Below are 274 nucleotides of genomic sequence, written 5' to 3' on the forward strand. Positions count from 1 at the left end.
GTTAAGCCGATTTTCGGCCTCTGCTGGCGGTATCCCATCATTGTGTTGATGCGGGCGCCGCCAGTTGTAGTAATCCATTAGGTAATAGCTGATATCCCGCTTGGCTTCCCGCAGGCTCATGTACCCCGTGGTCGGAAGCCATTCCGTCTTGAGGCTCCTGAACAGCCGCTCCATCGGCGCGTTATCCCAGCAGTTGCCACGCCGGCTCATGCTCTGGGTCATGCGATAGCGCCACAGCCGTTGCCGAAATACCCGGCTGCCGTATTGGCTGGCC

The 274-nt window shown here is 59.1% G+C and carries 1 protein-coding gene; it reads right to left on the reverse strand.

Annotation, left to right across the window (positions count from 1 at the left end; genetic code table 11):
- Window positions 1–274: integrase core domain-containing protein (locus AACR77_RS18795; RefSeq protein WP_042883334.1), on the reverse strand; the 274-nt coding region annotated here is incomplete at both ends.

The organism is Aeromonas sp. ZOR0002 (genome assembly GCF_963866995.1).
GTDB lineage: Bacteria > Pseudomonadota > Gammaproteobacteria > Enterobacterales > Aeromonadaceae > Aeromonas > Aeromonas caviae.